This window comes from Marinomonas sp. FW-1 (assembly GCF_005222245.1).
Taxonomy (GTDB): domain Bacteria; phylum Pseudomonadota; class Gammaproteobacteria; order Pseudomonadales; family Marinomonadaceae; genus Marinomonas; species Marinomonas alcarazii.
The window spans coordinates 2925899-2938329 of sequence record NZ_CP025987.1 but is presented as its reverse complement, the minus strand read 5'-3'; the positions used below and the strand labels follow the sequence as shown (position 1 = coordinate 2938329).

Here is a 12431-nt window from a genome sequence, read left to right as displayed (position 1 = left end):
TTTTGTCCACATCTTTTATACATCTTCGAGTACATACCGAATTTTCATTAGTCGATGGACTGGTGAAAATTAAAGGACTGCTAGGCGCAACTGAATTTATGTCCATGCCAGCGGTGGCCATTACAGATGAGAATAATCTGTGTGGCTTTGTGCGTTTTTACAAAGGCGCAATGGAAAAAGGTATTAAGCCAATTTGTGGTGCGGATGTCGTGGTGGACGAAGATGAGGATGTGGATTCTCGCTATCGATTTACCCTGTTGGCGACATCAAATAAAGGCTATAAAAATATCATCGCCATTATTTCGAAAGGCTATCAGTTAGGGCAGGTGGAAGGTCGTCCTATTGTTCAGCGTAAATGGATAGAGGAGCACAGTGAAGATGTGATTGCGCTCTCTGGTGCTGGCTTTGGTGACATTGGTTACTTGTTGCAAAAGGAACGAAATGAGCTAGCCAAAAAGCGTCTAGCTCATTGGATGTCGGTATTTCCAGATCGTTTTTATGTCGAGCTGCAGAGAACTAGCCGCCCAGGAGAAGAGACTTACATACATTCCGTTGTCCCTCTTGCTGCTGAATTAGGTTGCCCAGTTGTGGCTACTAACGATGTACGCTTTCTAAAACGAGAAAATTTTGACGCTCATGAAGCTCGAGTGTGTATTCATGATGGCGTCACCATAGATGATCCGCGTCGCAAGCGCAGTTACTCCGAAGAGCAATACTTTAAAACCCCAGAAGAAATGGCCGAGTTGTTTCAGGACCTTCCTGAAGCGTTAGAGAATACCGTCGAGATTGCCAAGCGCTGTAGCGTTGATGTGTTGCTTGGGGAATACTTTCTACCGGACTATCCCGTACCGGAAGGTATGACGATGGAGGAATTCTTTAGCAAGCTTTCTTATGATGGTTTGATTGAACGGTTTAACTTCCTTACCAAAAAATACGGTGAACGTATTGAAAAACGTCGCCAAGAATATTGGGATCGCTTGGATTTTGAGTTAACTATCATCAATCAAATGGGCTTCCCTGGTTACTTCCTGATTGTAATGGACTTTATCCAGTGGGCCAAAGATAACGGTATTCCCGTTGGCCCTGGTCGAGGGTCGGGTGCTGGTTCTTTGGTGGCGTATGCGTTGAAAATTACCGACCTTGATCCACTTGAGTATGATCTACTTTTCGAACGATTTCTGAACCCAGAGCGGGTCTCCATGCCTGACTTTGATATCGACTTCTGTATGGATAATCGTGACCGAGTGATTGACTACGTGTCACGGACTTATGGACGTGATGCGGTGTCTCAGATTATTACCTTTGGCGCCATGGCGGCGAAAGCCGTAGTTCGAGATGTGGCCAGGGTGCTAGGTAAGCCTTATAGCTTGGGGGATAAGTTATCTAAGCTGATTCCTTTTGAGATAGGCATGACGCTTAAAAAGGCTTTGGAAGAAGAGCCTGCATTGCCTGAGTTTATATCGGGTGATGAAGACGCTGCAGAAGTCATGGAAATGGCAATCTCTTTGGAAGGTGTGGTTCGTAACTTTGGTAAGCACGCTGGTGGTGTGGTAATCGCACCAACCAAACTGATCGATTTTGCTCCACTCTATTGTGAAGAAGATGGCTCAGGACTGGTGACTCAGTACGATAAAAACGATGTTGAAGAAGCTGGCTTAGTAAAATTCGACTTTTTGGGTCTTAAAACCCTAACCGTTGTCGATTGGGCGGTTAAAAACATTGATGCTATTAATGAGTTGGAAGGAAAGCCGCCGCTTGATATCTCTCTGATCGATTTGGAAGACAAATCCACCTACGATCTATTGAAACGGGCAGAAACTACCGCTGTATTTCAGCTGGAATCCCGCGGTATGAAAGAGTTGATCAAAAAGCTTTTGCCGTCGCGTTTTGAGGATATTATTGCCTTGGTGGCCTTGTATCGTCCGGGGCCGTTGGGTTCAGGCATGGTGGATGACTTTATCAACCGTAAACATGGTCGTGCTGAATTGGCCTTCCCTCATCCTGATTACCAGCATCAAGATTTGATTCCTGTTTTGGAGCCAACCTACGGCATTATTCTCTATCAGGAGCAGGTAATGCAGATCGCTCAGGTGCTTGCCAAGTTCTCTCTTGGTGGGGCCGATTTGCTTCGTCGTGCCATGGGTAAGAAAAAAGCCGAGGTTATGGCCGAGCAGCGATTGATCTTTATGGAGGGGGCACTTAAGAACAATATTGATAAGGATCTGTCAGGTAATATTTTTGACTTGATGGAAAAGTTCGCGGGGTACGGTTTTAACAAATCGCACTCTGCAGCCTATGCCCTTGTTTCTTATCAAACTGCTTGGTTAAAGAATCATTATCCTGCGCCATTTATGGCTGCAGTATTATCTGCGGATATGCAGAACACGGACAAGATCGTTATCTTCATTGAAGAATGTCGTTCTATGGAATTGGCGTTAGAGCTGCCTAATGTTAATGAGTCTGTGTATAAATTTACTGTTAACCCAAAAGGGGCCATCGTATATGGTCTTGGTGCGATTAAAGGGGTTGGTGAAGGGCCAATCGAGGCGATTGTCGAAGCCCGTAAAGATGGACCGTTTGAGCATATTTTTGATTTCTGCCAACGCGTTGGTAAGAAAGTAAATAAACGGGTAATGGAAGCCTTGGTTCGTTCCGGTGCGTTTGACACCATAGGGCCGAATCGTGCAACCTTGTTTGCTTGTATTGATGAAGCGCTTAAGAGAGCGGTGCAGGATGCTAAGAACCAAGATGCCGGCATGATGGACTTGTTTGGTGTTGCGGTAGAGGAAAATACGGAGGATGCTTATAAGGAAATAGGTATTCAACATGAATGGCCACCACGTCAACGACTTGATGGTGAGAAAGATACGCTGGGCTTATATGTGACAGGTCACCCAATCGATGAGTATGAAAAAGAGATACGTCGCTTTGTTCGTTCCAAGATTGTTGATTTGCAGCCTAAGCGTGGCGATACTCAAGTGATGGCGGGTTTGATCGTAGACTTGCGGATTACCAAGAGTAAAAAAGGTGGTAACATCGCCTTCGTCACGTTAGATGACCGTTCAGCCCGTATTGAAGTGACTGTTTTTCCGGATAACTACGAGTCTTTTAAAGATGTTATTGTAAAAGATGAGGTTGTCGTTGTTGAAGGTGAAATTACTGTTGATGAGTTTAGAGGTGGGCAAAAAGTTATTGCTCGTAATGTCCTCGATATTGCTCAGGCTCGAGTTCGCTATGTTGAAGCATTGCGTATTACTTGGACGTCTGAGACGGTGACACCAACAGAAATTCAAGCCTTGGCGAATTATATGGAGTCCTATCGCGGTGATGGCTGTGATGTGGTTATAGGCTTTGATACACCGCAAGCATGTGGTGATATTCGCTTGGGTTCTGGTTGGAAAGTTCGTCCAGATGACGAATTAATTCACCAACTTCAGAAACAATACGGTAAACAAAATGTTCAGTTAGTGTATACTTAGACTCATTTAATAGTTTTGTAACGGAATGTAGCGTCGCGACGCGCTAATAGAGCTATAGGACAAAAGATTTTATCTTTTTTCTTTGAATTTGATGGCAACCAAACAGTAGTGTAATTAAACATGAATTTAAATTATCTCCCTTTTGAGCAGCCGATTGCTGAGCTCGAACAAAAAATCGAAGAGTTACGTTTAGTCGGTAATGACAACGAACTCAATATAAGTGACGAAATTAGTCGCTTAGAAGATAAGAAAGTAGCACTTACAAAAAGCCTGTTCAGTAATTTAGGGGCATGGGAAGTTTCTCAGCTTGCGCGTCACCCAAAGCGCCCATATACACTTGATTATATTAAACACGCTTTTACTGACTTTGAAGAAATGCATGGTGACCGTCATTACGCTGACGACCGTGCTATTGTTGGTGGTATTGCTCGTTTAGATGGCCGTCCTGTGATGGTGATTGGTCATCAGAAAGGCCGTGAAGTTAAAGAAAAAGTATTACGTAACTTTGGTATGCCTCGCCCTGAAGGTTACCGTAAAGCATTGCGCCTTATGGAAACGGCTGAGCGATTCAATATGCCAATCGTTACGCTTATTGATACACCTGGGGCTTATCCTGGTATCGGTGCTGAAGAGCGTGGTCAGAGTGAAGCGATTGCCTTTAATTTGGCTGTCATGTCTCGTCTAAAAACGCCGATCATTTCTACCGTTATCGGTGAAGGTGGTTCAGGTGGTGCTTTGGCCATTGGTGTATGTGATGAGCTAATGATGCTGCAATATGGCACTTACTCGGTTATTTCTCCAGAAGGTTGTGCCTCTATTCTATGGAAGAGCGCAGATCGTGCTTCTGATGCGGCAAAAGCGATGGGCATTACCGCTCCGCGTCTACAAGAGCTAGGTTTTGTTGATACCATTATTCAAGAGCCTTTAGGTGGGGCGCATATTTCTCATGAAGAAATGGCTCAAAGCTTAAAGAAAAATGTTCTTGCGGCATTGGATCGTATGGAAGCATTGACGACTGAAGAGCTTTTGGCTCGCCGTTACAATCGCCTGATGTCTTACGGTTTATAAGTTTTTGTTTCTCTCAAAAGCCTCCTATATTTAGGGGGCTTTTTTGTTTCTTGTGTGTAAGGTGTTTTGCTTTTGGGCTTTATGATGAAACGTTCAACCTCTGCATCCTTGGCTTCCTTATCTCGGCTCGAATTTAATACCGAGTGGCTTGATTCTGTCTTTTCGGGGCAGGCGAGAGTATGGGTTGGTTTTAGCGGTGGCGTCGATTCACATGTGTTGCTTCATGCTTTGGTTAGTCAGATTTCAGAAGAGCGAAAACAGCAACTTGTGGTGCTTCATGTTCATCATGGGTTGAGTATGAATGCCGATGCGTGGTTGAAGCATTGTGAGTCTATTTGCAGCAATTTAAATGTCGCTTTTATCGCTGAAAAAGTTCAATTAGAGGCGCAAGCTTCCCTCGAAGATGCCGCTCGCAATGCGCGTTATCAAGCCTTTCAAAAAGTCATGTCTGACCAAGACGTCATTTTACTTGCTCATCATGCTGGGGATCAGGTGGAGACTCTGTTGTTTCGTTTGTTGCGCGGAACTGGAGGAAAGGGGTTAGCGGGCATTCCGCAAGAACGAGTAATTGGACGTGGTGGGGCTCGCTTAATTCGGCCTTTTTTGAAGGTGTCGAAAGAGCATATTGAAGCCTATGCAGATCAACATAAATTGGTTCATATTAATGATGAATCGAACGAAGATGAGCGGTTTACACGTAACTTTCTTCGTAAAAGCGTTGTGCCCATTTTGCAAACGCGTTTCCCAAAAATGGAACAGAATATTGCGTCGAGCGCTGAACGAATTGCCACGGATTACGCGATGCTCTCTCAATTTGCCCAGCAACAGTTGGCGACTTGGAGTAATGAATTTGGTGGTCTTGATTTATCATGTATTGCTGATAAACCTCTTCAAGAAAGGTTGTTTTGGTGGCGATATTTTTTACAGGGTAATGGTGTTTCATTATCGCAATCCCAGCTAGAAAGTGTAGAAGCCATGTTTTCTGGTGCAGAGGATAAGCAGCCAGAGTTTGAGTTTCCTCTAGGGCGGATAAAGCGTCATCAGAATGCTGTGTACGTACTGCCCTTGGATCAAGAAATCAAACTATCAGCACTGCATTCAGGTGAACGCTTTGAGCGCTCTTTTGACAGTGTTTGTGTTACCGGAAGTGATTCGTGCGTCCTGAAAGCACGACCACAAGGCTCAAGTTTGCTCATGCCCAATGGCACAACTCGTAAACTAAAGAAATGGTTTAATGATTGCGCTATTCCTAGCTGGTGGAGAGAGCATCTTCCTTATGTGTATGACGGAGATACATTGGTCGCCATTGGGGATTTATGGCTGCACCCCGATTATTCTTATTTGAAAATTAGCTGGCGTTTAGATCCAAGCCTTCCTTTCCCTAAAAACACTTAAAAAACTGGCTGTCGAAATCGTTGTGCCTTTATTTGGCTGTTAGCTGCACAATTCTTTGGTGTTATCCCGATATAATTCTATGCTTAGAACATGCTCGGATTTTCGATAATGTCATCACATTGTCTAACATATTAACGTGACAGGATTTTTTAATGCTTCAAGTTGCTGTTCTTGGTGGGTTGGAATTTAGCCCACTGGTTGTGTACTTTCCTATCGCTTTCTTATTAGCGGCACTCACACGCTTTGTTCTTCATCGTTTAGATTGGTATGACCTTATTTGGAAAGTCGCTTGGTTCGAGGTGTCTTTGTTTGTGTGCTATTTGGCTCTTACTGTTTATGTTCTAGGTGGAAGATGAATCAATGACAAAATATCTACGAATTTTTATCACTTTATTGGTTATTCTGGCCGCTCTGTTTGCGGGAAATTGGGTGTGGAATGATTATATGCATTCACCGTGGACACGAGATGGACGTATCCGCGCCGAAATTATAACGGTTGCGCCTGATGTCTCTGGCTGGGTAACAGACTTAAAAATCTCTGATGACCAAGTCGTCAAAGAAGGTGACTTACTTTTTAGTGTAGATCGGCAACGCTATCAAGCTGCACTTAATCAAAGCAAAGCCCGAACTGAGAATGCTCGATATACTTGGGAGCTGGAGAAGCATAAAAATGAGCGACGAACCGCGCTTCGAAGACAAGAGGCGATTAGTGCAGAAGATTTAGAGTCGTCACGCATCAGTACTGAAATCGCCAAAGCCAATTATGATTTAGCTGTTGCGGAGCAAGAAACTGCGCAGCTTAATCTGGATCGCACTCATGTCTATGCTCCGGCATCAGGGCATATTATTAATCTCAATTTGCGTAAAGGGAATTATGTTGGGCAGGGGGCGTCTGTTTTTGCCATAGTCCAGTCTGATTCGTTTTATGTCACAGGTTATTTTGAGGAGACTAAAATCCCCCTCATTCATTTAAATCAGCAAGCCAAAATCACTTTGCTAAGTGGTGGTAAGCCATTGACAGGTCATGTGGTGAGTATTGGTAAGGCCATAGCGAATAGCAACACCCAGAGCAACGGTCAGCTTTTACCGCAGGTTCAGCAAACGTTTAACTGGGTGCGTTTGTCGCAGCGTATTCCAGTGGATATTAAGCTTGATTCATTACCAGAGGGCACTCAACTTAGTGCGGGGATGACGGCGACGATTCATTTGGCCAAACAGTAGGGAGACCGCTTTGGAGATCGTGCTTCGCAATCTGTTTTTACCTGAAAAGCAGGCGGTTATTTTTGCGCTGAAAGGCATCATTGCCATGGCAATGGCGCTGACTCTTTCCTTATCGTTAAATCTTGATCGTCCATACTGGGCTTTGGTCTCTGCTGTTTTTTTGCAAATGCGGCCTGAGAGTGGTTTGGTCATTGAAAAGGCGGTATGCCAAATTATAGGAACGATTATTGGTGGTCTATTTGGCATTGTCTTATTAACGTATTTAATGGCTTACCCTTTTTTGGCTTTAGGTGTGCTGGCGTTATGGTTAGGGTTGAATTCCGCGTTATCCGCTATGGTGCGACAAGCTAACTTTGTCTATGCGTTTGCAATGGCGGCAGTGACGTCGGAGATTATTGTGTTAATGGTGATGGCTAGCCCATCCACCGCAGACAGTAAAGCGGTGTTTGATATTGCTCAAGCGAGGGTGAGTGAAATCATTATTGGCTCTATTTGCGCAGGGGTAGTCAGCCATATGTTTTGGCCTGTGAAAGTAAAAGATAGCCTGCAACGACAAGCAAGATCTGTCATTAACCAGACGCTACAATACCTCGTGACGGAACTCGATAAGTCTGGCACTCACGAAAATCGCCATAAGCAAATTGATGGCATTATGGCGACGCTAGGAATGGTTAGCGAAGATTCCAGTGCAGTGAGTTACGAGGGGCCAAAAGGACCCGGTCACACACGAGCTGCGAATCAATTGGCTCAAAAAGTTTTGTCTTTGTTGGCCTTGGTGCAAATCTTTGGGCGCTTACAGCGTCGTCATGCCGAGTTGATGACGCCCGCTGTGACTCAACTTCTCGATCAGTTGCGGGACACATTTGGACGAATTGCAGAATCGGAAGATTTTGATTATTGCCTAGAGCAAGTCAAAATATTACGTAGTGATCTTGCTGATTACCGTGCAAATAATGACTCAGATGCTCCCTTTGAATCCCATATGTTAAATGTCGGTGCAGAAGTCACCTCGGAGTTAACTGTTTTGCTGAGAGCGTTTCGCGCACTAGAAAAGCGTGATAGCACCTTGTTGAATGCGCCTAGCATGCTGTCCTATCGTGATCCATTAGCGGGAATGGTCATTGGTGTTCGCACTATGGTTGTGTTTTTGATTGGAGCGTGTATCTGGGTTGGTACTGGCTCTTCAGCTGCACTGATGATTATGATTTTGCCGGTTATTTTTTCTATCATGCTGGCTAGATTGCCTTTGATGATTCTAAAAGTGGTTTTGAAACGGCTGCTGATTGGTGTCGTCGTGGCATTGCTGGTTGCTATTTTCTTTGCGCTTAATTTATTGGCTCAGAGCTCTGGTCAATTAGAGCTTTTGTTGCTTGTGCTAGCAGTGCCATATTTTATTGGTTTGTTGTTGCTCTTTGATCGTCAGACTCTGCCATATGGTTTGGGTTTTTGTATTCCTTTTTCTATTCTGGTCAGCCCAAGTCGAGATATGAGTCGGGCCTTCTCTATCGATTTTACAATAAGCTCTGCGATGGCTATTTTTGCTGGAGTGAGTATTTTATTTTGGGTATTCCACTTAATTACGGGGCCAAGTGTTCAGTTGCTGGTTCACCGTATATTTAAGACAACGTATCAGGATCTATTGGAGGTGAACCAGCATGCAGCACCTGCTGCTTGGTATAATCGCCGAATGGCTGATAGATTGTTGCGGTTAACCAATTATGATCAGGGTTCTAAAACGCGGGCGATTACTGATTTGGCACTGACTGCTTTGAATCTTGGGCATGTGTCTATCCGCTTACGCTCCATTTGTGAAAAGTTGGCGGGTAAGGAATTGCAATCATTGGAAAAATGGCAGACAGCCTTGGCTGACGCATTTCTATTAGCAAGCAAAGGTCACTGTAATAATGGTTTTGAAAAAGCCAGTCAGTCTTTATATGACGAGTTGCTTGCTTTGGGAGGTCATTCTAGTCAAGTTGAAGCGATTCAAGGTATGTTCTTACGCATTAATTTGACCTTTGAGCGCAGTGCAGAAGCCATTGCTATGCAGAAATCTTAGGAAAGGAAGGCTATATTTTTAATAGCCAGTCTGCCTGATTTTTGTAGGTGGCAACGAGTTTGGCGTTTAAGCCATCACTTTGGTTGATTCTATTCATTGCTTGCTCATGGCTAAATCCCCAAGCCTGCATGTGGCGTTTTGCCAAACGCTCGATCGCTACATTAACGGGGATGTCTAGAAACCAATGCTCGTTGAATAAGGCTTTTGATTCTTCCCAGCCGTCTTGCTGGTGGAGCAAATAAAGCCCTTCAATTAATATGACTTTTGTTTCTTTTTTGATCGATACATCGTCGGTAATTGGGTCGCCAAGGGCATGGTCAAAGCTTGGCCATAATATGTCCTCTTGTTGGTAGCCATGTTTGATCTTCTTCACTTGTTTTATAAAGGCTGAGCTATCGAAAGTCCAAGGGGCTCCGCGTCTAGCAAAAGCGTCTTCAGCATTGGGGAGGCTGTGAAGTTGGGCTTTCGATAAATGAAACCCATCCATTGAGAGGCAAACTACCTGAGCGTTTTGCTGCTTACTAAAGTGATCGAGTAAATAGTTTGCTAGGGTGCTTTTTCCTGACCCCGGTCCGCCAGTTAAACCTATCAAACTACGGTTTGGCTGCTTAATGTAAGACTCTATTTTGCTAAGGGCGACTTGGACATTGGTCGAATTGGTATAACTGTCGTAAATATCAATGGCCATGGTTTCTCCTATTTTATTCTTGTACTAGGTCGTTAATGCGAGCTTATGAAGGCAATTCACCACTTAATGTGAACTGATAATGCAATGAGGTACGTACTTAAGTAAAGCCATAAAGGAATACTGTTATGTTGTTAAAAGAGCTTAAGAAGATTTTTCATTTTGATAAAGTCAAACTGCATTCTTTAGAGTCAAACCTATACCAGTTATCGGTGGTGATCGATGGAGAGGAGCAATATATTGAAACAGATGAAGGACGCTTCATAACCAGCCATAATAAGCTAGATCTGCAGGCCTTGTTTAAAGGTAAATCGGTTGGGGCTATGGTGCTTTGTCATCGTAGTGCTTATGACGAAATGATAGGTCAGCCGATCGGAGTTGGAAATGTGTTAGAGGTGCCAATAGGGAATACAGAATTCGCTCAGTCTACCTAATGGGGGAGTGAGGCATGTTGAGCTTACAGTGCTGAGTTCACGTTGTTTAACACTTGCATCTTTTCACCTTTTTCTTCCATCTGGGAGAATGTTTTAGCATAGCCATGAGTGGCATTCGCATGTTCACGCATAATGGCTTCTGCGCGGCTTGCTTGGCCATTCGTGATGGCGTCGAAGACGGCGTGGTGTTGCATATGGGCAAAGTTAAAGCGTCGATATTCCTGTACTAGGTTGTTTTGGTCAAACGCCAATGCGCTAACGGAAGCAAAAGGCAGGTGCTCGTTGCGACTTAGTGCCTCGGCTATGGCGGGGTTTAAACTGGCCTCAATAATAATCTGATGAAAGCGCTGATTCATATCATGATATAGAGCAAGGTCTTGTTCATCTATGCTGCCTTTTACGAATAGCTCGTCGCCTTGCTTTAATAATGTTAATAGCTCACTTTTTTGTGCTTGGGATAGTGTATTTTCAGCCGCTTGTCTTGCGGCTAAACCTTCCAGAACTCCACGTACTTCTATAGAACCGCTGATTTCTGCTTGTGTCACTTGGCGGACGATATAGCCCCGCCCAGATAATTTGGTCAGTAGCCCTTCTTGCTCTAACGTTCTGAAGGCAATGCGCACAGGCGTTCGTGAAACGCCAAGTTGCTCTGCAGTGGGGATTTCAGCAAGACGTTGGCCCGAAGCCAATTCGCCAGACAAAATCATTTGTCGTAATCGGCCAATTACTTGTTGTCCGGGTTTGTTCATGGTTCTTGCCTCAGTGTTTTTCATAGAAAAATAATCATAACGTAAATATGAATAAAAAAGTAACAATTGGATCCAATAAAGAAACGTTTATTTATCAACTGTTTAGCTTTTTAACTATTATTCATTATGGTTTTAATGGATCCAATTAATGCATAACTGTATTGTTTTTTGATTTTCCTTGGCTATATTGGATCCAATAAATAAGAATAAAAGCAGGAGTGTCCCAATGAGTAAGCAAACTTTTCCTAAAAATGCGTGGTATGTAGCAGCGATGTCTGAAGAGGTTGCGGGCAGCAAACCTCTCGGTCGTAAAATCTGTGGTGAAAGCATTGCTTTCTACCGTTCCCTCGATAATGAAATTGCCGCCGTGCTGGATTTTTGTCCGCACCGTGGCGCGGCATTGTCTTTAGGTTATGTTGAAGATGGTCTATTGGTCTGTGGTTACCATGGTTTAAAAATGGGTGCAGATGGCAAAACCAAAGAGATGCCGTTGCAACGAGTGAAAGGCTTTCCATGCATGAAATCCTATGCTGTTGAAGAGCGTTATGGCTTCATTTGGGTGTGGCCGGGTGATCAATCTCAAGCCGATAAATCATTGATTCCACATTTAGAATGGGCAGTCAGTCCTGAGTGGGCTTACGGTGGTGGTTTATATCATATCAACTGTGATTATCGTCTTATGGTCGATAACTTGATGGATTTGACCCATGAAACCTATGTTCATGCGAGTAGTATTGGTCAGAAAGAAATCGATGAATCGCCTGTTTCTACGAAAGTTGAGGGCGACAAAGTTATTACAAGTCGCTTTATGGAGAACATTATGGCGCCACCGTTTTGGAAAGCGGCATTGCGTGGTAACGGCTTGGCGGATGATGTTTTGGTGGATCGTTGGCAAATTTGTCGTTTCAGCCCACCTTCGCATGTCATGATTGATGTCGGTGTTGCTCATGCGGGGAATGGTGGCTTTGAAGCGCCAGGAGATAAAAAGGCCAGCAGTACCGTGGTGGACTTTATTACGCCAGAAACAGAAACGTCCATTTGGTATTTCTGGGGAATGGCTCGTAACTTTAAACCTGAAGATCAAGCATTAACCGACACTATTCGAGAAGGGCAAGGTAAAATTTTCGCAGAAGATTTGGAAGTTCTTGAGCGCCAGCAGCAAAACCTATTGGCCTTTCCAGACTATGACTTATTAAAGTTAGACATCGACGCTGGTGGTGTTCAGTCACGACGAATTATTGATCGTATCATTGCGAAGGAACAACTTACAAAAGAGCAGGGAAGCACGTCAAAAACACAAGCTGATGCACCACTGCAAACAGTGTCATTTTAATCAAATGGGTG

General features: G+C 44.0%; 10 protein-coding genes. 8 read left to right on the top strand and 2 right to left on the bottom strand.

The features are described from left to right. The first annotated feature begins 2 nt into the window (after positions 1–2). The 6 genes from dnaE (at position 3) to C1X04_RS13605 (ending at position 9219) form a co-directional block, all read left to right on the top strand. Entirely contained in the window at positions 3–3479 is a 3477-nt protein-coding gene (gene dnaE / locus C1X04_RS13630; RefSeq protein WP_110577196.1) for a DNA polymerase III subunit alpha, read from the top strand. A gap of 120 nt (positions 3480–3599) precedes the next feature. Continuing rightward, complete coding sequence (gene accA, locus C1X04_RS13625; protein WP_110577197.1) at positions 3600–4547, top strand: acetyl-CoA carboxylase carboxyl transferase subunit alpha; 948 nt, start codon at positions 3600–3602, stop codon at positions 4545–4547. An 84-nt stretch (positions 4548–4631) separates the two neighbouring features. Continuing rightward, the gene (gene tilS, locus C1X04_RS13620; RefSeq protein ID WP_175404948.1) at positions 4632–5942 is read left to right on the top strand and encodes a tRNA lysidine(34) synthetase TilS; all 1311 of its coding nucleotides are present in this window, start codon (positions 4632–4634) and stop codon (positions 5940–5942) included. Between the two features lie 152 nt (positions 5943–6094). Beyond that, positions 6095–6298 (top strand): DUF1656 domain-containing protein, encoded by a 204-nt coding sequence (locus C1X04_RS13615; protein WP_110577198.1) that lies wholly within the window; start codon positions 6095–6097, stop codon positions 6296–6298. A gap of 4 nt (positions 6299–6302) precedes the next feature. Then, positions 6303–7163, top strand: a complete 861-nt coding sequence (locus tag C1X04_RS13610) for an HlyD family secretion protein (protein ID WP_110577199.1) — start codon at positions 6303–6305, stop codon at positions 7161–7163. 19 nt (positions 7164–7182) lie between these two features. Then, entirely contained in the window at positions 7183–9219 is a 2037-nt protein-coding gene (locus tag C1X04_RS13605) for an FUSC family protein (protein ID WP_245927089.1), read from the top strand. 10 nt (positions 9220–9229) lie between these two features. On the opposite strand, the gene C1X04_RS13600 is transcribed toward C1X04_RS13605, so the two are convergent. Beyond that, positions 9230–9907, bottom strand: coding sequence for an AAA family ATPase (locus C1X04_RS13600; RefSeq protein WP_110577201.1), 678 nt, complete (start codon positions 9905–9907; stop codon positions 9230–9232). Between the two features lie 125 nt (positions 9908–10032). On the opposite strand from C1X04_RS13600, the gene C1X04_RS13595 reads away from it, so the two are divergent. Beyond that, positions 10033–10338: a DUF6482 family protein gene (locus C1X04_RS13595; RefSeq protein ID WP_110577202.1), complete on the top strand. Its 306-nt coding sequence runs from the start codon at positions 10033–10035 to the stop codon at positions 10336–10338. A gap of 23 nt (positions 10339–10361) precedes the next feature. On the opposite strand, the gene C1X04_RS13590 is transcribed toward C1X04_RS13595, so the two are convergent. Further along, positions 10362–11087 carry a GntR family transcriptional regulator gene (locus tag C1X04_RS13590; protein ID WP_110577242.1) on the bottom strand — a complete coding sequence of 242 codons (726 nt, stop codon included), beginning with the start codon at positions 11085–11087 and terminating at the stop codon, positions 10362–10364. 226 nt (positions 11088–11313) lie between these two features. Here C1X04_RS13590 and C1X04_RS13585 point away from each other — a divergent pair, with 226 nt between their 5' ends. Then, complete coding sequence (locus C1X04_RS13585; RefSeq protein ID WP_137170236.1) at positions 11314–12420, top strand: aromatic ring-hydroxylating dioxygenase subunit alpha; 1107 nt, start codon at positions 11314–11316, stop codon at positions 12418–12420. The last annotated feature ends 11 nt before the right edge of the window (positions 12421–12431 follow it).

Bases quoted from the DNA above. Each gene is read 5' to 3' on its own strand.
- C1X04_RS13600 (WP_110577201.1), bottom strand. From the start codon at position 9,907: ATGGCCATTGATATTTACGACAGTTATACCAATTCGACCAATGTCCAA.
- C1X04_RS13585 (WP_137170236.1), top strand. From the start codon at position 11,314: ATGAGTAAGCAAACTTTTCCTAAAAATGCGTGGTATGTAGCAGCGATG.
- C1X04_RS13590 (WP_110577242.1), bottom strand. From the start codon at position 11,087: ATGAACAAACCCGGACAACAAGTAATTGGCCGATTACGACAAATGATT.
- C1X04_RS13595 (WP_110577202.1), top strand. From the start codon at position 10,033: ATGTTGTTAAAAGAGCTTAAGAAGATTTTTCATTTTGATAAAGTCAAA.
- accA (WP_110577197.1), top strand. From the start codon at position 3,600: ATGAATTTAAATTATCTCCCTTTTGAGCAGCCGATTGCTGAGCTCGAA.
- tilS (WP_175404948.1), top strand. From the start codon at position 4,632: ATGAAACGTTCAACCTCTGCATCCTTGGCTTCCTTATCTCGGCTCGAA.
- C1X04_RS13610 (WP_110577199.1), top strand. From the start codon at position 6,303: ATGACAAAATATCTACGAATTTTTATCACTTTATTGGTTATTCTGGCC.
- C1X04_RS13615 (WP_110577198.1), top strand. From the start codon at position 6,095: ATGCTTCAAGTTGCTGTTCTTGGTGGGTTGGAATTTAGCCCACTGGTT.